Source organism: Kosakonia oryzendophytica (assembly GCF_900094925.1).
GTDB classification, from domain to species: Bacteria; Pseudomonadota; Gammaproteobacteria; order Enterobacterales; family Enterobacteriaceae; genus Kosakonia; species Kosakonia oryzendophytica.
Genome location: NZ_FMAY01000012.1, coordinates 36,339 through 55,734 on the forward strand (window position 1 = coordinate 36,339; position 19,396 = coordinate 55,734).

Annotated in this window: 20 protein-coding genes; 3 read left to right on the forward strand and 17 right to left on the reverse strand. The window is 53.5% G+C overall.

What is annotated here, in order from left to right; translation table 11 throughout:
* Positions 1–15 precede the first annotated feature (15 nt).
* The 13 genes from emrA to GA0061071_RS18285 all read right to left on the reverse strand — a co-directional run bounded on the left by emrA (position 16) and on the right by GA0061071_RS18285 (position 12,924).
* Positions 16–1,188: a multidrug efflux MFS transporter periplasmic adaptor subunit EmrA gene (gene emrA, locus GA0061071_RS18225; protein WP_061493470.1), complete on the reverse strand. Its 1,173-nt coding sequence runs from the start codon at positions 1,186–1,188 to the stop codon at positions 16–18.
* Positions 1,189–1,318: 130 nt separating this feature from the next.
* Entirely contained in the window at positions 1,319–1,849 is a 531-nt protein-coding gene (mprA, locus tag GA0061071_RS18230; RefSeq protein ID WP_061499792.1) for a transcriptional repressor MprA, read from the reverse strand.
* A gap of 91 nt (positions 1,850–1,940) precedes the next feature.
* Positions 1,941–2,276 (reverse strand): L-valine transporter subunit YgaH, encoded by a 336-nt coding sequence (gene ygaH / locus GA0061071_RS18235; protein ID WP_088236631.1) that lies wholly within the window; start codon positions 2,274–2,276, stop codon positions 1,941–1,943.
* A complete protein-coding gene (locus GA0061071_RS18240; protein WP_061493472.1) occupies positions 2,266–3,012 on the reverse strand; it encodes an AzlC family ABC transporter permease in 747 nt (248 codons plus the stop codon). Before GA0061071_RS18240 ends, ygaH begins: the two co-directional genes overlap by 11 nt.
* 123 nt (positions 3,013–3,135) lie before the next feature.
* Positions 3,136–4,320: an MFS transporter gene (locus GA0061071_RS18245; RefSeq protein WP_088236632.1), complete on the reverse strand. Its 1,185-nt coding sequence runs from the start codon at positions 4,318–4,320 to the stop codon at positions 3,136–3,138.
* 551 nt (positions 4,321–4,871) lie between these two features.
* Positions 4,872–5,873: a glycine betaine/L-proline ABC transporter substrate-binding protein ProX gene (proX, locus tag GA0061071_RS18250; protein WP_061493474.1), complete on the reverse strand. Its 1,002-nt coding sequence runs from the start codon at positions 5,871–5,873 to the stop codon at positions 4,872–4,874.
* Positions 5,874–5,936: 63 nt separating this feature from the next.
* Complete coding sequence (gene proW, locus GA0061071_RS18255) at positions 5,937–7,004, reverse strand: glycine betaine/L-proline ABC transporter permease ProW (RefSeq protein WP_088236633.1); 1,068 nt, start codon at positions 7,002–7,004, stop codon at positions 5,937–5,939.
* Positions 6,997–8,199 (reverse strand): glycine betaine/L-proline ABC transporter ATP-binding protein ProV, encoded by a 1,203-nt coding sequence (gene proV / locus GA0061071_RS18260; protein ID WP_088236634.1) that lies wholly within the window; start codon positions 8,197–8,199, stop codon positions 6,997–6,999. The genes proW and proV overlap by 8 nt, the downstream gene beginning before the upstream one ends.
* 388 nt (positions 8,200–8,587) lie before the next feature.
* Positions 8,588–9,550 carry a class 1b ribonucleoside-diphosphate reductase subunit beta gene (gene nrdF / locus GA0061071_RS18265; RefSeq protein WP_088236635.1) on the reverse strand — a complete coding sequence of 321 codons (963 nt, stop codon included), beginning with the start codon at positions 9,548–9,550 and terminating at the stop codon, positions 8,588–8,590.
* Positions 9,551–9,560: 10 nt separating this feature from the next.
* Complete coding sequence (gene nrdE, locus GA0061071_RS18270) at positions 9,561–11,705, reverse strand: class 1b ribonucleoside-diphosphate reductase subunit alpha (RefSeq protein WP_088236636.1); 2,145 nt, start codon at positions 11,703–11,705, stop codon at positions 9,561–9,563.
* Positions 11,678–12,088 carry a class Ib ribonucleoside-diphosphate reductase assembly flavoprotein NrdI gene (nrdI, locus tag GA0061071_RS18275; protein WP_061493479.1) on the reverse strand — a complete coding sequence of 137 codons (411 nt, stop codon included), beginning with the start codon at positions 12,086–12,088 and terminating at the stop codon, positions 11,678–11,680. The genes nrdE and nrdI overlap by 28 nt, the downstream gene beginning before the upstream one ends.
* On the reverse strand, positions 12,085–12,330 hold the full coding sequence (gene nrdH, locus GA0061071_RS18280) for a glutaredoxin-like protein NrdH (protein ID WP_061493480.1): 246 nt from the start codon (positions 12,328–12,330) through the stop codon (positions 12,085–12,087). Before nrdH ends, nrdI begins: the two co-directional genes overlap by 4 nt.
* Positions 12,331–12,597: 267 nt before the next feature.
* Positions 12,598–12,924, reverse strand: a complete 327-nt coding sequence (locus tag GA0061071_RS18285; RefSeq protein ID WP_061493481.1) for an ElaB/YgaM/YqjD family protein — start codon at positions 12,922–12,924, stop codon at positions 12,598–12,600.
* 163 nt (positions 12,925–13,087) lie between these two features.
* Between GA0061071_RS18285 and GA0061071_RS18290 the strand changes: the two genes are divergently transcribed.
* On the forward strand, positions 13,088–13,435 hold the full coding sequence (locus GA0061071_RS18290) for a DUF2002 family protein (protein ID WP_061493482.1): 348 nt from the start codon (positions 13,088–13,090) through the stop codon (positions 13,433–13,435).
* A 31-nt stretch (positions 13,436–13,466) separates the two neighbouring features.
* Here the strand turns inward: GA0061071_RS18290 and alaE are convergent, their stop codons facing one another.
* Positions 13,467–13,916 (reverse strand): L-alanine exporter AlaE, encoded by a 450-nt coding sequence (gene alaE, locus GA0061071_RS18295; protein ID WP_061493483.1) that lies wholly within the window; start codon positions 13,914–13,916, stop codon positions 13,467–13,469.
* A gap of 448 nt (positions 13,917–14,364) precedes the next feature.
* Entirely contained in the window at positions 14,365–14,544 is a 180-nt protein-coding gene (locus tag GA0061071_RS18300; RefSeq protein WP_061493484.1) for a hypothetical protein, read from the reverse strand.
* Positions 14,545–14,749: 205 nt separating this feature from the next.
* Between GA0061071_RS18300 and GA0061071_RS18305 the strand changes: the two genes are divergently transcribed.
* Positions 14,750–14,908: a YqaE/Pmp3 family membrane protein gene (locus GA0061071_RS18305; protein WP_071889874.1), complete on the forward strand. Its 159-nt coding sequence runs from the start codon at positions 14,750–14,752 to the stop codon at positions 14,906–14,908.
* Positions 14,909–15,059: 151 nt separating this feature from the next.
* Entirely contained in the window at positions 15,060–15,911 is an 852-nt protein-coding gene (locus GA0061071_RS18310) for a hypothetical protein (RefSeq protein WP_245191447.1), read from the forward strand.
* A gap of 85 nt (positions 15,912–15,996) precedes the next feature.
* Here the strand turns inward: GA0061071_RS18310 and tcp are convergent, their stop codons facing one another.
* Both tcp and GA0061071_RS18320 read right to left on the reverse strand, forming a co-directional pair.
* Positions 15,997–17,661, reverse strand: coding sequence for a methyl-accepting chemotaxis citrate transducer (tcp, locus tag GA0061071_RS18315; RefSeq protein WP_088236637.1), 1,665 nt, complete (start codon positions 17,659–17,661; stop codon positions 15,997–15,999).
* 132 nt (positions 17,662–17,793) lie between these two features.
* Positions 17,794–19,215, reverse strand: coding sequence for a DNA cytosine methyltransferase (locus tag GA0061071_RS18320; protein WP_061493487.1), 1,422 nt, complete (start codon positions 19,213–19,215; stop codon positions 17,794–17,796).
* Between the last annotated feature and the right edge of the window lie 181 nt (positions 19,216–19,396).

The window sequence follows — 19,396 nt, forward strand, 5'->3', positions numbered from 1 at the left end:
TGCACTCACCTCAGATTAACCGGCGTTGGCTTTCACGATGTTATCGATCAATGTATTGACCGGTTCGAGGCTGATTTCCCTGGCGTTACTTTCATACGCCGGGCTGGTGCGAACCTGGCTTGCCAGCACCTGACCTTCACGTTCTGAGGTGTCCACTTTCACCAGCGTGGAGAGACCAATACGCAGCGGATGATCGGCAAGTTGCTTCGCATCCAGCTCAATACGTACCGGCAAACGCTGCACCACTTTGATCCAGTTACCGGTGGCGTTCTGCGCAGGCAACAGCGAGAAGGCACTGCCGGTACCCATATCCAGCCCGACAACCTTACCGCTGTATTTTACCTCGTCGCCGTAAATGTCGCTGACGACGGTCGCCGTCTGACCAATGCGCATATGCGCAAGCTGGGTCTCTTTAAAGTTGGCGTCCACCCACAGATTAGTGGCCGGAACCACCGCCATTAAGGACGTTGTCGGGCTGATCTGTGCGCCGGGTTGTACCGCGCGGCGGGAGACGTAACCCGTAATTGGGCTCACGATTTTGGTACGTTGCAGCGCCAGCCAGCTATTACGCACTTCGGTCGCTGCCTGTTTAACTGCCGGCTGATCTTCCAGAGGGGTGTCGAGGATGATCGCCTGGTTGGCGTTAAACTGCTGCACTGCCACGTCCAGCTCGGCTTGCGCGCTGGCAACCGCGTCACGGGCATGTTGCAGCTCTTCGCGGCCAATCAGGTTAGCGCTGCCCAGCGGTACGCGACGGTTAAAGTCGCTCTGTGCCTGGGCGAGAGCGGTTTTTTTCAGCTCTATGCTCGCTTGCAACTGCTTGCTGTTGATGATGGACTGGCGGGTTTGACGGACGCTGCTGGCCAGGCCAGTCTGCGCTTTTTCAAACGCTTGCTGTGCATCGGTCGCATCGAGCGTGACCAGCACATCCCCCTGTTTGACGAAGTCGGTATTGTCGGCCCAGACTTTCGTCACGCTGCCGGATACCTGCGCCATGATTTGTACCTGGTTCCCTGCCACGTAGGCGTCATCTGTCTCTTCAAAATGACGCAGTACCAAAAACCAATAAATCCCGTATGCCACGGCAATAACAATAAAGAGCAAGGTCAGAAGCAGAAGGGCACCTTTACGTTTACCTTTCTTTTTGACCGGTTGCTGCGGGGTTTGGCTCTCCGCATTTGCGCTCATGCTTTTCTCCACGATCTTCTTATTTCATATCGGCAATGCCGACCTGTTTTCGCCAAAAAGGCCAGCAGCAAAAGCTGCCAGCCAGCTTGTCTGTATTCTTATATCCTGGATAGTCGAGCGTCTTATCGCGTTAGCGCAACGCCTCGAGAATGACGTCGTCTTCTTCCATCTGGTCGAGACGTGTCAGGAGTTTACGGGTGATATGCTCAAGCTGATCTTTTTCAGCGACGCTGAGAGAAGACCAGAGTTGATGCAGGCAATTATGCTGCGGAGGCAGCACCTGACGCAGAAAATCGTGACCTTTGTCGGTCAGTTGCAGGTGCAGACAACGGCGATCATTGTCGCTTTCGCGACGCTCAATCCAGCCACGCTTTTCCAACTCATCGGCGATGCGCGTGGCGTTGGTGCGCGATGAACCCAGCGCACTGCTCAATTCAGACGGCTGAATACTATGGTTTTCCTGGGATTCCAGCGTAATTAATGCCATAAACAGCGTTTCGTTGATGCCCTGCGCTTTCAACATTTTGTTGCGGTTTTCCAGCAACTTGCCCTGCATATGCATACACAGACGCGTTAACAGAATCTCTTGAAAAGGGAAATCCTCGTAGCGGCTGGCGCGAAACTTAAGCATTTGTTCAATGGGCGTAAAAGAACTATCCATTTTGGGCATAACCTCATTAATTGCAGTCGATATAGTAACGACAGTGACAAATAAAGTAAATGTATTATTTGTGCTAATAAATTTGCCTTATCTATACATCTGTCAGCAGTTTCCAGGCGATTCCGTACGCAAGCGCGCTCAGTAACGTGGGGGTAATAATGCTGCGCGTTTTCCAGAAGCTCACGCCAAGCACCGCGAAACCCACCAGTGTCGGTAGCAGGCGGCGGTCATCGGCCATGATATCCGGCATGCAGGAGACCACCAGTAAGGCGCAAATAGACGCAATACCGATGGTGTCGAGCAGCACGGCAGTCACACCGCGTCTCGCCGGGCGAGACTGCACGGTGCGGATGCGCAGGGGCAGGTAGCGAAATAAAAAATTTACCCCGCCGACCAGTAATCCAAGGAGCAGTACGTCAGGACTCATCGGGCGTTCCCTGGTAAAACGCTTGCACCAGCGCGGTCAGACAACCGGCGACAATCCCGGCCAGAATGGCCGCCGGGATCGAAAACAGCGTGACACCAGCCAACGCGCCAAGCAGTGCTGCTGTGACGGCGGGGGCTTGTTTCCGCTGGAACGACGCCAGCAGAAAGCTCATAAATAATGCAGGTAACATAAAACTCAGTGCTGACTCCACCGCCGGATAGCCTTCCAGTAAGCCACTACCGGAAAACGCGCCCAGCACGGTACCCAATACCCACGAAAACCACGAACAGAAGGCGATGCCGATCATCCACTCCTCGCTCCAGCGGCGGTTATTGCGCACCAGTTTGGCGGTGGCGGCGGCAAAAACTTCGTCCGTCAGACCAAAGGCCCAGATAGCGGTTTTGGGGTTTTTGAGCGGGGACACAATACGGCTGCGCAGTGACGGGCCATACAGCACATGGCGGACGTCCATCGCCATGACGGTCAGGGCGGCAACCCATAAGGCGCTACCCGCGGCGAGCATCGTGGTGATCACAAACTGACTGGCGCCGGCGTAAATAATGCAGGAGAAAAAGACGCTTTCAAGGGGAGTAAAACCGAGTTTGGTGGCATTCATGCCAAAAGCAAACGCAACTGGAACGTAGCTTAATACAATGGGAAGACTGTCTTTGATACCTTCCTGTAACGTGGCCGTACTCACGGCACTGACGTCTGTTGGTGTTGCTGAGCTATCCATAGTGTTTGTTATATATCACCCACGTTAATATAACCGGGATAAACAAGTCCCTTAACCTTAACAGACTAAGGCGCGCCTTAACACCCCGGTTTTTCTCCGAAACCGCGAAACGTGGGCGGTTGCTTACATCGCAGCCTCCTGACGATGAAATCCTCGCCACCACACCAGCAGGTTTACCATCGCAAGCAGACTGCCCGCTGCGCAAACGCCGCTCCACCCGGCATGTTGCCAGGCGGACGCGGAGATCAGTGAACCCGCCGCACCGCCAATAAAGTAGCTGGTCATATACCCGGCGGTCAGGCGATTACGCGCATCGGGCTTGACGCGGTAAATCACCGTCTGGTTGGTGATATGCACTCCCTGTACCGTGAGATCCAGCACAATGATGCCCACTATCAGCGCGATAACTGAGCTGTGACCGAGCCAGATAGCCACCCACGACAGCAGCAACAGGAGCAGGCCACCGGTCGTGGTGAGATGCGATTTTCCTCTGTCCGCCAGTCCGCCTGCCTGCCGTGCGCCTAATGCTCCGGCCGCGCCGACCAGGCCAAACAAGCCAATCACCGCTTCTGAGAAGTGAAACGGCGGCGAGGCAAGTAAAAAGGCCATCGACGTCCACAAGATGCTGAAGTTCGCAAAGCTCAGACAACCCAGCATAGCGCGGGTGCGCAGCAGTTTATCGCCAGCAAACAGTGTAAACACTGACGCCAGTAGTTGCAGGTAATTGAGATGCGTGTCCTGTTTGACCTTTGGCAGACCGCGCCACAGCGCCAGTGCCATCGATACCATTAATACGCTGGCGACCCAGTAGACGGTGCGCCAGCCGCCAAGACTGGCAAGCAACCCGGCAACCGTTCGCGCCAGCAGAATACCCAGCAACAGGCCACTCATGATGGTGCCAACCACTTTGCCGCGTTTATCCGGGGTGGCGAGCGTCGCTGCCAGCGGCACGAGAATTTGCGCCACTACAGAGAATAATCCCGTCAGCGCGGTCCCCAGGATCATCAGCGCCAGCGAGGAACTGCTGGCGGTGATAAGCATCCCACCTGCGGCAAGCAGCGTCATCACAACGATCAGCGTACGGCGCTCAAACATGTCACCAAGCGGCACCAGGAACAGTAACCCGGCGGCATAACCGAGCTGGGCTGCGGTGACAATAAAGCCGGCCTGATTCGGCGAGAGCGAAAACGCGTGTGCGATGGTATCGAGCAGGGGTTGTGCGTAATAGTTGCTGGCTACGGCAAGGCCGGTTGCAACGGACATCAGTGCAATAAGAGACGGGCTAAGGCCCTGATTGGGTTTGACCATAGGAGTGATAAATTTGCCTGTGATTTCGTCAGAAATTCATCATAACCAATGGGTAGGCGTTTGTGAGAATGATCGCGTGTCGGAAAGTGCGGTGAAAGACCTTCCCCTCACCCCGGCCCTCTCCCCAAAGGGGAGAGGGAGAAAAAAATAGGTGCAGGTCAGCCAGGGAGGAGGGGGAAAAAACAAAGGGGGGAGGGGGAATAAAAATATGTGCTGTCGGCTCCCTCTGTGCAAAGGAGAGAGCAAGAGGTTGGAAGGGTACGATCTGCCCCCTCTCCCCAAAGGTGAGAGCAGAAAGTTATAAGGGCTCGATCTGTCCCCTCTCCCCAAAGGTGAGAGCAGGAAGTTGTAAGGACTCGATCTATCCTCTCTCCCCAAAGGTGAGAGCAGAAAGTTATAAGGGCTCGATCTGTCCCCTCTCCCCAAAGGTGATAGCAGGAAGCTATAAGGACTCGATCCGTCTCCTCTCCCCAAAGGTGATAGCAGGAAGTTGTAAGGACTCGATCCGTCCCCTCTCCCTGTGGGAGAGGGTAAGGGTGAGGGGAAATGCCTTACTTCTGCGCGGCCAGCGCCTCTTTCACCCAGCCATCAAACTGCTGCTGGTGGGCTTTGATCCAACCATCAACATGGCCCTGAATATCTGCTTCCGACGCTTTACCCGCATGCATCATCGCATTCTGTGCATTGATGTCGGCAATGGGCAATTTCATTACTGAGAAGAGTTTCGCCGCCGCCGGGTTTTTCTCCGCCCAGGCTTTGTTTGCCACGATGTGCATAGTGTTGACCGGGAACCCATAGTTCATGCCATTCGGCAGTTTGGTGTCGATATTTTTCTGCTCGCCCGGCAGCGAAGAGAACGGCACCTGCAACCAGACCACATCTTTACCCGGTTTCAACACATCGCTCACCCAGTACGGTGTCCAGGTGTAGTAAAGAATGGGTTTGCCTTCTTTATAGCGGGTAATGGTGTCAGCCATCATTGCCGCGTAGTTACCCTGGTTATGCACCACATTGTTGCTCAGACCATAGGCATCAATCTGGTGATTAATCACCGCTTCACAACCCCAGCCCGGCGTGCAACCGGTCAGGTCCGCTTTACCGTCGCCATTGGTGTCGAACAGCCTGGCGATTTTCGGATCTTTCAACTGATCAATACTTTTAATGTGGTACTGCTCAGCCGTTTTCTTATCGATCAGGTAACCTTGCGCTGCGCCGGTGACGAAAGTGCCTTCACGGTAGAATTTCTTGTCGCCTCCGGCAGCGGCGTACATATCGTCATGCAGAGGCTGCCAGTTTACGGCGGTGAAGGTCACATCGCCTGCGGCCAGTGACGTATAGCCAACGTTGTAATCGACTTCACTCGGTTTATTGACGGTGTAGCCTAGTTTTTCCAGCCCGCGGCTTACCAGCAGAGTCTGAAAGGCTTCTTCTGAAATGGTGCTTTGAAAAGGTTGCACGGTGATGCCTTTGCCGGGCAGCTCAGCCTCTGCGGCGAACGTGCTGGTGGAGACAAGGGTGGCGAACGCTGTGGCAAAAAGTACGCTATGTCGCATCGTTGTTCCTTATTTTCAGGTGGGATACTGGACGCCCGGCGCATATTGCACCGGGCAGCGGGATTAGCGGGTGAATGGCCGGGTCAGCAGACCCAGCGGGCCGGTCTGATACCAGCGACGATTGCCCCGACTGCGGGCATCGCGGCCGACAGCCTGCGTCAGGCGGTCGAGAATAATGGCAAGGATCACAATTCCTACCCCGCCAACGGTAGCCAGCCCCATATCAAGACGACCAATACCGCGAAGTACCATCTGGCCAAGCCCGCCAACGGCGATCATCGAGGCGATCACTACCATGGAGAGGGCAAGCATCAACGTCTGGTTAATTCCCGCCATAATGGTGGGCATGGCCAGTGGTAATTGCACTTTAAACAACATTTGTCGCGGGCTGGCACCAAATGAGCGCGACGCTTCAATCAAATCGGCCGGCACCTGGTTAATGCCGAGGATCGTCAGTCGTACCACCGGTGGCAGGGCAAAGATAATCGTTACCACTACCCCCGGCACATTACCGATGCCGAACAACATCACAATCGGCACCAGGTAAACAAACGCCGGGGTGGTTTGCATGGCATCCAGCAGTGGACGGATAATTTTTGCCGCCCGCTGGCTGCGCGCCAGCCAGATCCCCAACGGCAGACCGATGACAACACAAAACAGCAGCGCGGTCAGCACCAGCGCCAGTGTGACCATGGCCTGTGACCAGGCACCAATCGCGCCAATGGCGATCAGGGAGACCAGCGTGGCAATGCCCATTCCCGCGCTGCTCATCTGCCAGGCGATCAACGAGAAAACAATGATTGCCACTGGCGCAGGCATGCCCAGCAACAACTGCTGGAAGGTGCTGAGAATGTAATCCACCGGAATGCGGATCCCCTGGAACAGCGGCCGGAAATGCACCACTACCCAGTCGATCCCTTGTGTTACCCAACTGTCCAGCGGGATCAGCGTCTTATGGAATGGATCCATAATGTTGAAATGTTCCGGCGCAGGTGCCGGGGTGCTGTTTAGCCAGTCTGTACCGCCGCCACTGGCGGGGGGCGACGAAGCGCCGCCGCCCCAGGCGTCGGCGCTTCGTGCTGCATTGTCTGCCGCTGGCGCGCTATCCCATGGGTTATTTGCATCAGCCATTGTTTGCCCCCTCGCGATCTAAAGCCTGTAGCAGCATCCGTTTTGAGATGATGCCCACGTACTGTTGTTCTTCACCGATAACCGGGACAGCGCAGGGCGCTTGTCCGACATGGGAGAGCAACTCGCTGAGCGGCGTTTCGGCCTCCACGGCAAGCGGGGAGTCAATTAACGCCGCATCGATACCCAGATTCTGCCCTAAGGCTTCTTTCAGGGAGTCGATGGAGACAATGCCGACAAATCGATTGCCGCGTTCGACGACATAACCGTATTCACGATCGTCATCCTGCAACATTTTCAGTGCGGATCGCGGGCCGAAGCCTGGTGTTTTACGGATTAAGCCCACCGGCGTACGGCGCGCAATATCTTTTGCGCTAAATACCTGGCTAATATCCACGCCACGGAAGAAGGTACGTACATAATCATTGGCCGGATTATTTAAAATCTCGTCCGGCGTACCGACCTGCACCACTTCACCGTTTTGCATAATGGCGATGCGATCGCCAATACGCATGGCCTCGTCCAGATCATGGGAAATAAATACCACGGTGCGTTGATGTTTCGCTTGCAGTTTTACCAGTTCATCCTGCATTTCCGTGCGAATTAATGGGTCGAGCGCCGAGAAGGCTTCGTCCATTAATAAAATATCGGGATTGATCGCTAATGCACGCGCCAGACCAACACGTTGACGCATACCGCCAGAGAGTTCATCCGGCCAGGCATGGGCATAATTTTCCAGTCCCACCTGACGCAACGCATCCCGCGCTTTTTCCTCGCGCTCTTGTGCTGTCGCACCGGCTAATTCCATACCAAACGCGGTATTTTCCAACACCGTCATATGAGGCATTAGCGCAAATGACTGGAAGACCATCGCGATCTTTTTCCTGCGCACCTCGCGCAACTCAGCGTCCGATATTTTGGCGATATCCACGCCATCAATCAGCACCTGCCCGCGGGTGGGTTCAATCAGGCGATTGAGAAGGCGTACCATAGTGGATTTACCCGATCCGGATAACCCCATGATGACAAATATCTCGCCTTCTTCAATGGCCAGACTGGCGTCTTTCACGCCAAGCGACAGACCCGTTTTTTCAAGAATTTGCTCTTTTGAAAGACCTTTTTCAATATATTTGAAGGCCCGCTGCGGGTGCTCGCCAAATATCTTGTAGAGGTTCTTCACTTCTAATTTAATTGCCATGCAATAAGAGAGTTCCTGTTATTTATTGTGTCGATATAATACCCGGTGATAATAATTAACTGGCCATACCCTAACATACTCAGAATCTGAGACAACCCTGAATTTCCTCAGACGGTGAATTTGCGCCGTGCAGAATCGCCGCCATTTACCATGAAATAAGGGCTGACGGTGGGTGATCATTTTTTTGTATTCATCGGGAAATCGCACCTGAAATGTGAGAATTCAGGCGAAAATGACAGTTCAATTACAGTGTAGAAGTTATGGGGATATTGTGCCGGATATTTCGGCTATATGCGGGAATTAACGATATCCTTTTTAATTTGACGGTTATTATCATTTTCCTGAAAAAAGAAATATTCCCTCTCCGAAAAGAGGGAAGGGCAGGGGGTCAGAAGTTCCAGTCTTCATCTTCGGTTTCGACCGCTTTACCCATCACATAGGAGGAGCCTGAGCCGGAGAAGAAGTCATGGTTTTCATCGGCATTGGGCGAGAGCGCGGCGAGGATCGCCGGGTTCACTTCCGCCATTTCCGCCGGGAACAGCGCCTCATACCCCAGATTCATTAACGCTTTATTGGCGTTGTAGCACAGAAAGGCTTTTACATCCTCAGCCCAGCCGCTGTCCGCGTACAGATCGTCGGTATAGACCAGTTCGTTATCATAGAGATCCATCAGCAGTTCCAGCGCGAAGTTCTTCAACTCTTCACGTTTTTCACTACTGACTTTTTCCAGCCCTTTCTGATACTTATAGCCAATATAGTAACCGTGCACTGCCTCGTCGCGAATGATCAGACGAATCAGGTCAGCCGTGTTGGTCAGCTTGCCGCGGCTCGACCAGTACATCGGTAACCAAAAACCGGAATAGAACAGAAAAGATTCAAGAAACACGCTGGCGATTTTTTTCTTCAGGGGTTCATCGGCGCGGTAGTGCGCCAGAATCAGCTGCGCTTTACGCTGTAACGCCGGGTTATCTTCGCTCCAGGCATAGGCGGCATCCACATCTTTGCTCTGGCAGAGCGTAGAGAAAATCGAGCTGTAGGAGCGGGCATGCACCGCTTCCATAAAGCTGACATTGGATAACACCGCCTCTTCGTGCGGGGTGATAGCGTCATCCATCAGCGCCGGTGCACCCACGGTGTTTTGAATGGTATCGAGCAGCGTCAGGCCTGTGAATACGCGGATCGTCAGTTGCTGCTCCGCCGGGCTTAAGCTTTGCCAGGCGGGGATATCATTCGACAGGGGCACTTTTTCTGGCAACCAGAAGTTGCTGGTCAGGCGGTTCCATACTTCGAGGTCTTTATCATCCTGGATTTTGTTCCAGTTCACCGCGCTAACGCGTGACAGTTGGCTCATCCTTTTCTCCTTACAGCGCGCAGGACACGCAGCCCTGGATCTCGGTACCTTCCAGCGCGAGCTGGCGCAGGCGAATGTAATACAGTGTCTTGATACCTTTCTTCCACGCGTAGATTTGCGCTTTGTTGATGTCACGAGTGGTGGCGGTGTCTTTAAAAAACAGCGTCAGCGACAGCCCCTGATCCACATGGCGCGTGGCTTCAGCGTAGGTGTCGATGATCTTCTCTGGCCCAATCTCATACGCATCTTCGTACAGCGCCAGGTTCTCGTTGGTCATAAACGGTGCGGGATAATAAACACGTCCGGTTTTGCCTTCCTTGCGGATCTCAATTTTCGAGACAATCGGGTGAATGCTTGATGTCGCATGGTTGATATACGAGATGGATCCGGTAGGCGGTACTGCCTGCAGGTTCTGGTTATAGATACCGTAACGCATCACATCGTCGCGCAGTTGTTGCCACATCTCACGCGTAGGAAGCGTGATGCCGGAATGGGCAAACAGCGCACGGACTTTCTCTGTTTTCGGTTGCCAGTCGCCTTCCAGGTACTGGTTGAAATAGTCACCGCTGGCATAACGCGATGTTGGGAACCCGGCGAAATATTGCCCACGCTCGCGGGCAATCATCATCGAGGTGTGCAGCGCGTGCCAGGTGACGGTGTAAAAATAGAAGTTGGTGAAATCCAGCCCTTCCGGGCTGCCATAGGCAATGCCTTCTCGCGCCAGGTAACCGTGAAGATTCATCTGCCCAAGCCCAATGGCGTGCGAGGCGGCGTTACCGCTTTCCACCGAGGGCACCGAACGGATGTGGCTCATATCGGACACGGCTGTCAGACCACGAATGGCGGTTTCCACCGTGCGGCCAAAATCCGGTGAATCCATGGTATGGGCAATATTCAGCGAACCGAGGTTGCAGGAGATATCGTGGCCGGTATTGGCGTAATCGAGATTTTCATCAAACGTCGAGGCGCTGTTAACCTGCAAAATCTCCGAACAGAGGTTGCTCATATTGATGCGCCCGGCAATGGGATTCGCACGGTTCACCGTATCTTCAAACATGATGTACGGATAGCCGGACTCAAACTGGATCTCCGCCAGGGTCTGGAAGAAATCGCGGGCGTTAATGTAGCTTTTACGCACACGTTCATCGGCCAGCAATTGGTCGTACATGTCGCTAATGGCGACGTCGCCGAACGGCTTGCCGTACAAACGTTCAACATCATACGGCGAGAAGAGCGCCATTTGCGCGTTCTCTTTCGCCAGTTGGAAAGTGATATCCGGAATGACAACGCCCAGTGAAAGGGTTTTGATGCGGATTTTTTCGTCGGCATTTTCGCGCTTGGTATCCAGAAAACGCAAAATATCCGGATGATGGGCGTGCAGATAGACCGCGCCCGCGCCCTGGCGCGCGCCCAACTGGTTGGCGTAAGAGAAGGCGTCTTCCAGCATTTTCATCACCGGGATCACCCCGGATGACTGGTTTTCGATACGCTTAATCGGCGCGCCTGCTTCCCGTAGATTAGAGAGCAGAAATGCCACGCCGCCGCCGCGTTTCGACAGCTGTAACGCCGAGTTCACCGCACGACCAATGGATTCCATATTGTCTTCAATACGCAGCAGGAAGCAGGAGACCAGTTCGCCACGCTGCTGTTTGCCGCAGTTGAGGAAAGTTGGCGTGGCGGGCTGGAAGCGTCCGGAGAGGATCTCCTCTGTTAGCTGCTGAGCCAGCGCCTGGTCACCCTGCGCCAGTGTCAGCGCCACCATGCAGGCGCGGTCTTCAAAATGTTCCAGATAACGTTTGCCGTCGAAGGTCTTCAGCGTATAGCTGGTGTAAAACTTCCACGCGCCGAGGAAGGTCTGGAAACGAAAACCGCTGGCGTGCGCGTTGGCAATCAGATCGACCACAAAGGCGCGGTCATAGCGCGCCAGCACGCTTTCATCGTAATAACCTTCCGATACCAGGTCGTTGAGGCGCTCATCCTGACTGGCGAAAGTCACGGTATTGGGGTGGACGTGCGTCGCCATAAAGGCATCAACGGCCTGATGGTCTTTATCAAACTGAATGCGGCCGTCTTTATCATAAAGATTCAGCATTGCATTCAGCGCATGGTAATCGGGTGCGCTTTGCATCATGCGCTCTGCGGTTGTCGTAGCCAAAATTCGCTTACTCCTTTACGCACGTTGTCGATGTCCTGCGAGGTTCCCATCAGCTCAAAACGGTACAGATACGGGACACCGCATTTTTGCGACACCACATCACCTGCACGGCCATACGCCTCGCCGAAGTTACGGTTGCCGGAAGCAATCACACCGCGGATCAATGCACGGTTGTGCGGATCGTTTAAAAAGCGGATCACCTGACGGGGGACAGCGCCAGCCGTACCACCACCGCCATAGCTGGGAACCACCAGGATATAGGGTTCGTCTACCTGGATACGCTCGCGCTCGTTCAGCGGGATGCGCACTGCCGGCAGTCCGAGACGCGTGATAAAGCGCTGCGTGTTTTCGGAACGGCTGGAGAAGTAGACGAGGGTGCTCATGCGCTGGCCACGCGGGGGGCGGTGTGCAGGCGATTGATCATATCCGGGCGAAAACCGGACCATGAGATATCTCCGGCGACGACTACCGGTAACTGACGAAAACCCATTGCGCGCAGCTTATCCGCGGCTTCCGGTACGTGGTCAACGTTCACCATTTCGAATGCAAAACCACGGCTTTCCATTGCCCGTTTGGTGGCATGGCACTGAACACAATTATTTCGAGTGTAAATGGTAATGCGCATAATTCGTATTTCCGTTTAAAATGGAAGGACGGCGCGATGGGTCGCGTCATGTCGTGTGTTTGTCACTGAAAGGAATACTAGATGTAGTTATTAAAAGATGCAACCACACAATATATAGTAAAATTACATAGGCTTTGCCCGAAGGATAAGCATAATGGGTAAGGGGAATTTGTACCGGTTTTAGAGCAGGTTATGGTGGGCATAGCGGAAAATAAAAACCCCTGCGGGCGATGAAACCAGGCAGGGGTCAGCGGTGAGCCAGAGCGTTTAACGGCGCAAACTGAGTAGCGCACCGACAAAGATGCCCACCGCAGCGGCAGCGCCAACGCTGCACCAGGGTTTATCTTTCACAAAGGTATCAGCACACCCCACGACATCACGTGCTGCTTGCTGTACGCGGTTGCGGCCATGCAGACGCGCGCGGGTCTCTTTCAGCAAAGCCTGCGCCTTGCGACGCGCCGCATCGGCTTCGTCTTTCGCATCGCTGCCCCAGGACTTCAGCACCTCTTCCAGACTGTCGGCCAACTGGCTGACGTCGTTGTTGATCTCCTCAACACCTTCATCTACATCACGGCGATTCGGTCTGTTAAACATAGGATCCTCCCTCGTTTTTGATGTGAATTTTAGTTTAGACCATAAATTTTAAGGCCAGACGGCAATCACGCCTTTCACGTCCGTTTGTGGACTTTTCTGAAAGCGTTGCCAATGCTCAGTCATGTAAGGTGGCGAGGCTGTAGAAAGATGACGAGGAAAATCTATGTATTTAAGACCCGATGAAGTGGCGCGCGTGCTGGAAAATGTGGGATTTACGATGGATGTGGCGACGACGAAAACCTATGGTTACCGGCGTGGCGATAATTATGTGTATGTGAACCGTGAAGCGCGCATGGGACGAACGGCGCTGGTTATCCATCCCACACTCAAAGAACGTAGTTTGTCGCTTGCGGAACCCGCCTCGGACATCAAAATGTGCGATCACTACCAGAATTTCCCGCTTTATCTGGGCGGCGATGCGCAGGAACATTACGGCATTCCACACGGCTTTAGCTCGCGCATGGCGCTGGAACGTTTTCTGAAAGGATTATTTGGCGAGCAACAGCATTAAGCGGTAGCCGGTTTTCACCAGCTACCCGCCATCAGGCTTTGGCCTGATGGTAGTTACTGACGCGGAACAGGCGGCGGCAGTAATCCAGGAAGTAGCCGTACACGGCGCCCATCATCATTGACAGCACGATATTGGAGCTCACCGCAGCCACAATCTGGTGCCAGTCTGCCCCGACCGACCACAGAATCGCCACATACACCGGTGACTGGAACGTGACATAGGCCAGCACATCCGCCAGATTTTTCATCCAACCCGCGGGGCTAATGCGGCGGGCATAACGCATAAACAGATCGCGGTACAAGCCATAAGGCCAGGCAATAATAATGTTGACCGGGATGGCGACCAGACGAGAGGAAAGTGACTGTTCAAAGCTCATTCCTGAGAGGAAAATTTCAATCAACATGTTCACTACCGAGCAATAGACAACCATAGCAAAGGTGTCTGCTGCGGCGTGACGCAGGCGGGACTGCGAAGAGAACATGATCGAGCTCCTTGATACTCAATAAAAAAACGAACAGTGAGAGTGTTTAGCGTTTTGAAGTGCCTGATTTAATGCGGATAGATTATATGTCTGGATATAAACTAACAACTAGAGATTAATTTTTATTATTTTCCGTTTATTGGATAAAGTGCTCTGCCATTGTCTGTTTTTTGCGCATTTCATTATTTTAGTTGGATGGCTTTTAAAAAGTAATGTATATCAAACGCTTATATTTAAATTGAAGAATAATGCAGCGTTCAGGTCGGGGAGCAAAGCGGGGTTTTCAGCGCACTGTGCTTTTGCAGAGTATGTAAAACAATCAACAGCATTTTTTATGCTGATAAAGGCAAGTTTGCAGCGTTTAATGCTAATAACTCAAATGGTTATTTATGCTCATTTTTTGCATATATATAACGGTATGGCGGTGAGCTAACCTCACCGCCAACGATCAGCAAACGCCGAAATCGCCGTCTTCTTTGTACAGAGAGACATCCTCGGCTTTCAGCGTAATTTTGTCCGCTTGTTCATCGTGGGCTGGCACCGCAACGAGTTGATCCTGATGGACTTCCAGCACTTTCAGTTTGGGACCGCCAATGCGCGGTTGCACAATATCGCCGACAGAAAACATACATCGCTCCTTTATCATTGGTTTGTGTCAGTAACCATAGCCTGTCGCCTGCTTGCGGTACAGCGGAACGCGACAGCCACTGATGTGGGAAAAGTAAAACAGGGTAAAAGCGCAGGGGGGAAGTGGCAACCACAGGCGCAGTGGCTACTCTTGAAGAGAAAGTGTCTTTTTTTCAATAAGCTGTCATTTATTTGTAGGGGGCTATATGGGTTTCTGGCGCATTGTCTTTACGATTATTCTTCCGCCGCTGGGCGTACTGCTTGGTAAGGGGCTGGGCTGGGCATTTATCCTCAATATCCTGTTAACGCTGTTGGGTTACATTCCGGGCCTGATCCACGCGTTTTGGGTACAAACCCGCGATTAAACACGCCATGGGCGATGCTTCGCCCATAATAAAACCAGCATGATTAAATGGCTAACTCGTACTGTTCTTCGCCAAATCTGAGCAAAAACGTAAAGGTATTTATCATTCAGACGATAAATGAAACATTTGGCAATGATTCTAAGGAGAAGAGATGAGCATTAAGGATGTTGGTGCCTCCACCGGTCCGCAGACAGAGCCTGCTACGCATCAGTCCAGGACCCGTATGTTTGCGGGAAAAGAGATTGTCACGGAAAGTTCGGTTGCGGTGAGCCTTTCTGAAGCGGCGCTCGCACGCGGGATGGAAGGCCATCCGCCGTTGACCAAAGAAGAGAGTGAAAAGAACGCCCGCGCCATGGCGGAAGTCCGCAAAGCCAACATGGCAGCGGTCACCCGCGGTGGTCCAAGCCTTGCCAGTGAATTTTATGGTGACCCGGCAACGGCCAACGACGCTGTGCGATTTATCGGCTTTTTCCAGCATTCCACCATGGCGGCGGATGACATGGCCAGCGCGCTGCATCAGGCGATGACGTCGCCGGAGGTCAATGGCGACTACACCACTAATGCGATGGATCTGGCATTGATGCAGGCTAAGCTCAACAAAGTGGTGGAGCAGTTCGTCTCTGCGGATTATCAGCAGCAGGCCAGCGACTTTGTTGCCAGTTATATCAGCGAAAAAGCCGAGCAGGCGGATCAGATGACCCGTGTTGTGCTCTCGCAGGCAAGCAAACTGGCGCAAAGTTTGGGGGATGAGGAACAGGCGAAGCACCATCAGGATGCGATCGATCAACTGAGTGAAGGTACGCACTCTTCGCAGACGGTACGTAACGAGATGCTGCAACTGACTGCCAGTAACAAAGAGAGCGATGTCTGGTTTTCACGGCTGAATAACCGGGTGAGCGAAAGTCGCTCGTTACCTTACATTAGTGAGATCGAAAAGCAGCATATCAGCGCGCTACAGCAGCAGTGGCAGCACTTTGTCGATAATCTTAATTCCGTAGCGTGAGTCCTCTTCCCCGCCTGATGCGGGAGAGGACTGTTATGTTACCGGCGCGAAAAACAGTATCGCGCCGGTTCTACGGGAGACGGTATCAGAAGGTTTCCCAGTTGCTTTCGCTGGTGGTTGGCGCAGAGGCGGCTGCCGGGCGTAACGGTGTGGATTGTGGTTTACCCGGCTTCGTACCTGACTGCGTCGTGTGGCCATTGACGCGGAACACCGCCACTGCCTGACGCAACTGCTCTGCTTGTTCTTCCAGCGCAGCAGAAGCCGCAGCGGATTCCTGCACCAACGAGGCGTTCTGTTGGGTAACGCTATCCATCTGCGAAACGGCGAGGCTCACCTGCTCAATACCCTTGCTCTGTTCTTCAGAGGCAGACGCGATTTCCCCCATAATATCCGTCACCCGCGTTACGGCGGTGACGATCTCTTTCATCGTATCACCGGCTTCAGCCACCTGAGTGGTACCGGAATTGACCCGGTTTACGGAGTTTTCAATCAGCGTCTTGATCTCTTTCGCTGCCTGAGCACTGCGGCTGGCAAGCGTGCGCACTTCCCCGGCCACCACGGCAAAACCGCGACCCTGTTCACCCGCGCGGGCGGCTTCAACCGCGGCGTTGAGCGCCAGGATATTGGTCTGGAAAGCGATGCCGTCAATCACGCTGGTAATGTGGGCGATTTGCTGCGAACTGTCTGAGATTTCGCTCATCGTGCGTACAACGTTGCTCACGACCTGACCACCGCGCGCAGCCGTATCTGAGGCGTTCTTCGCCAGTTGCGAAGCCTGACGGGCGTTGTCGGTGTTCTGTTTCACCGTTGCGGTCAGTTGCTCCATGCTGGCGGCGGTCTCTTCCAGCGAGGCGGCCTGCTGTTCGGTACGTGAAGAGAGATCGTTGTTACCGGTGGAAATTTCGCTCGCGCCGGTGTAAATCGAGTCGGAGCTGTTTCGCACGGCACTCACGGTTTGCACCAGCGAAGATTGCATTTCGTGCAAACCAGCCGCCAGCTGACTCATTTCGTTACGCCCCTCAGCAGAGATGGGTTGCGTCAGATCGCCGCTGGCGATCGCGCGAATATGCGCCATCACGCTATGCAACGGCTGCAGCAACAGATGTTGCAGACCCAGCCAGATAACAATCAGCACCGCAATCACAACCAGAAAAATCACGCCCAGCGTCCATTGCATACTGGTGAAGCTGCTCTGATTCTCCTGAGCGGCGGCTTGCAGGAAGGTATTGTTCTCCGTGCGCCATTTGGCATAGCTGGCGTCCATATCGTCCTGAGCTTGTTGTGCGTCCAGGTTGCCGTAAGCTTCGTAATTGTTCGCCCGCAGGAAGGTGATTGATTGTTGCAGCACATCGTGCATTTTGGTGATTTTCTGCGCTATGTCGTCCGCTAATGCTGTATCCTGACCTGCAACGCGCGGCATACTTTTGTAATTGTTGAAATAACCTTCAGCCTTGCCGAGCGACTCGGTTGCGGTGGTCAGGAGCTTTTCGATACTGGCAAGCGAGGCGGGATCGCGCTGGTTTTTCAAGAAGCGGATTGCCACGCGGGTAACGGTGACGCGTGTTTTGATCAGCGTATTGACGCTGTCGCCAAGGTTTTCTTGCTGCGCGTTCAGTACGCCGGTGTTCTGGAAGTTCACTCTGTCGTTATTGACTGCCGAGTAGAACAACCCCCCGGTGACGAACTGAAGAAGACAAAATACCGAAAGCGCGATAATGATGCCGGTAATAACCCGTATATTTTTGAGCATGGCCATAGTCCGTGAGAGAGTCGGGATTGCTCAATGGTTATCGACCTGGCATAAATTAACTTTATGATCGCTTTTTAAACACTTAATTAAGACTTAAGTAAGTGCCCGGTGCGTCACACACCGGGAAGTGGCTCACTTTTTGTTGCGCAGTTTAACCGCCATAGCAATGCGCGGCTCCAGCAGTTTTGCCACCGCGGCAAATACCGGCACGACCACCGAGTTGCCAAACTGGCGGTAGGCTTGTGTGTCGGAAACCGGAATACGAAACGGTTTATCGCCGGGTTTCTCAAAGCCCATTAAACGGGCGCATTCGTGTGGCGTCAGGCGGCGCGGGCGGCGGGCCTGGTTTTCCGCATGGTTGAAATCCGCTTCGCCCAACGCTTTATCCCAGCCGCGATCCACCAGAATTTCAGAACCATCTTTGTGATAGCGCGCCGACAGGGTGCGGGCAATGCTGTTTTCGCAAGTAGGATCGACAAGCCCGAAGCCAAAGCCATTGCCCTTTGCGGCATGCTTTTTTGCATAGCGATAGAGATAATCCCAAAGCTTGTGCGACAACACATATTTGCTGTCGACCGTTGGCTCCAGTAGCTGGCCAAATGTCGGGCGCTGTGAAGGGTAAAAGCGATCGATGTCGCGCAGGGTAAAGCCTTCGCTAAGGTGTAAATCGCGGCGGAAACCGACCAGTACTATGCGTTCACGATGCTGGGGCAGAAAATGCTTACCGTCGATAATTTTCGGATCATCCTTGCCATTGATACCGGCATCTGCAACGTCGTAACCCAATTCGTCCAGCGTGTTCATGATTACGCTAAAGGTTTTTCCTTTGTCGTGACTCTTCAGATTTTTGACATTTTCCAGCACAAAAATCGCCGGACGTCGGGCTTTAATAATACGTGCAACATCAAAAAACAGCGTGCCCTGCGCTTCACACTCAAACCCATGAGCGCGACCCATGGCATTCTTTTTGCTGACGCCGGCCAGGCTGAATGGCTGGCAAGGGAAACCCGCCAGCAATACATCATGCTCGGGGATCTGCTGGCAGATATGCGCATAGGCGTCAGTTTCGGAAATCGCCGGGTTGCCACTGAGCGTCACTTCGCGGATATCCTGGTTAAAGGTGTGTGTGACGCTGTCGTTGTACCAGTTGGCCTTGTAAGTCCGCACGGCGTTTTTATTCCATTCGCTGGTAAACACACATTGCCCGCCAATGGCTTCAAAACCGCTGCGAATGCCGCCGATACCGGCGAAGAGATCGATAAATCGGAAGCGATAATGGGGATGATGTGCTGGTGGGGAGGGGAGCAACCCGCGCAGCAGCGTCTCTTCGGCTACGGTCAGGATTTTTGGCGCACCTTTGCCATTTACCCAGCGATTAAGGGACTCCCGGCTCCATTCCCGTTTACCTGCTTTTTTAAGCTGTTCCGCCACACACTTTTGGCCGTAAATTTCCAGTACCTGGTCCAGTAATGCCCGATCGCGTTCCTGCTGTCGCTGTTGGTCACTCTCTGCCTGCACCAACTGATGTAGCGCAAGTGAATCAAATTCCGCCATGGCGTCTCCTTGGATGATGGTCTGAAATATATCACTCATTTGACCCAGAGGATATTCGGCAGAACACCAGGTTGTTCCCGAAATGTGCAGCCCGCTGTTTGAAAAAAGCCGGGATGCGGCGTCCTGTTTCCCACAGGGCACCTGCTTTTGCCATTTGGGGTTGAGGTTGTCATAGGAGAGT

What these genes read in the sequence shown, in the direction of transcription:
- mprA (WP_061499792.1), bottom strand. Translation starts at nt 1,849, where the DNA reads ATGGATAGTTCTTTTACGCCCATTGAACAAATGCTTAAGTTTCGCGCC.
- GA0061071_RS18310 (WP_245191447.1), top strand. Translation starts at nt 15,060, where the DNA reads ATGAGCATTAAGGATGTTGGTGCCTCCACCGGTCCGCAGACAGAGCCT.
- emrA (WP_061493470.1), bottom strand. Translation starts at nt 1,188, where the DNA reads ATGAGCGCAAATGCGGAGAGCCAAACCCCGCAGCAACCGGTCAAAAAG.
- GA0061071_RS18305 (WP_071889874.1), top strand. Translation starts at nt 14,750, where the DNA reads ATGGGTTTCTGGCGCATTGTCTTTACGATTATTCTTCCGCCGCTGGGC.
- GA0061071_RS18290 (WP_061493482.1), top strand. Translation starts at nt 13,088, where the DNA reads ATGTATTTAAGACCCGATGAAGTGGCGCGCGTGCTGGAAAATGTGGGA.
- nrdH (WP_061493480.1), bottom strand. Translation starts at nt 12,330, where the DNA reads ATGCGCATTACCATTTACACTCGAAATAATTGTGTTCAGTGCCATGCC.
- GA0061071_RS18300 (WP_061493484.1), bottom strand. Translation starts at nt 14,544, where the DNA reads ATGTTTTCTGTCGGCGATATTGTGCAACCGCGCATTGGCGGTCCCAAA.
- nrdF (WP_088236635.1), bottom strand. Translation starts at nt 9,550, where the DNA reads ATGAGCCAACTGTCACGCGTTAGCGCGGTGAACTGGAACAAAATCCAG.
- proW (WP_088236633.1), bottom strand. Translation starts at nt 7,004, where the DNA reads ATGGCTGATGCAAATAACCCATGGGATAGCGCGCCAGCGGCAGACAAT.
- GA0061071_RS18320 (WP_061493487.1), bottom strand. Translation starts at nt 19,215, where the DNA reads ATGGCGGAATTTGATTCACTTGCGCTACATCAGTTGGTGCAGGCAGAG.
- nrdI (WP_061493479.1), bottom strand. Translation starts at nt 12,088, where the DNA reads ATGAGCACCCTCGTCTACTTCTCCAGCCGTTCCGAAAACACGCAGCGC.
- tcp (WP_088236637.1), bottom strand. Translation starts at nt 17,661, where the DNA reads ATGCTCAAAAATATACGGGTTATTACCGGCATCATTATCGCGCTTTCG.
- GA0061071_RS18245 (WP_088236632.1), bottom strand. Translation starts at nt 4,320, where the DNA reads ATGGTCAAACCCAATCAGGGCCTTAGCCCGTCTCTTATTGCACTGATG.
- proX (WP_061493474.1), bottom strand. Translation starts at nt 5,873, where the DNA reads ATGCGACATAGCGTACTTTTTGCCACAGCGTTCGCCACCCTTGTCTCC.
- GA0061071_RS18240 (WP_061493472.1), bottom strand. Translation starts at nt 3,012, where the DNA reads ATGGATAGCTCAGCAACACCAACAGACGTCAGTGCCGTGAGTACGGCC.
- GA0061071_RS18285 (WP_061493481.1), bottom strand. Translation starts at nt 12,924, where the DNA reads ATGTTTAACAGACCGAATCGCCGTGATGTAGATGAAGGTGTTGAGGAG.
- alaE (WP_061493483.1), bottom strand. Translation starts at nt 13,916, where the DNA reads ATGTTCTCTTCGCAGTCCCGCCTGCGTCACGCCGCAGCAGACACCTTT.
- proV (WP_088236634.1), bottom strand. Translation starts at nt 8,199, where the DNA reads ATGGCAATTAAATTAGAAGTGAAGAACCTCTACAAGATATTTGGCGAG.
- ygaH (WP_088236631.1), bottom strand. Translation starts at nt 2,276, where the DNA reads ATGAGTCCTGACGTACTGCTCCTTGGATTACTGGTCGGCGGGGTAAAT.